Annotated in this window: 1 protein-coding gene; it reads left to right on the top strand. The window is 70.2% G+C overall.

What is annotated here, in order from left to right; genetic code table 11:
- Nucleotides 1–258, top strand: a 258-nt coding sequence (locus MOV75_RS42180) for a DUF1522 domain-containing protein (protein WP_247008793.1), incomplete at both ends; no start/stop codon positions are given.

Genomic DNA, 258 nt, shown 5'->3' on the forward strand with positions numbered 1-258 from the left:
GGGAACGGCCGGCGACGGCACCACGGCCCTGACCGGCGCCATCACCCTGATCGCCACCAACGGCACGACCGCAACCGGCCTGGCCAGCAATGCCCAGCCCGCCGACGGCGACACGCTGACCGTGAACGGCAAGACCATCACCTTCCGCTCGGGTTCTGCTCCGGCATCGACTGGTGTTGCGTCCGGCTCGGGCGTCAGCGGCAACCTCGTCACCGACGGCAACGGCAACTCCACGGTCTATCTCGGGACCGCGGGCAC

This window comes from Bradyrhizobium sp. PRIMUS42 (assembly GCF_023006515.1).
In the GTDB taxonomy this organism is placed as follows: Bacteria; Pseudomonadota; Alphaproteobacteria; order Rhizobiales; family Xanthobacteraceae; genus Bradyrhizobium.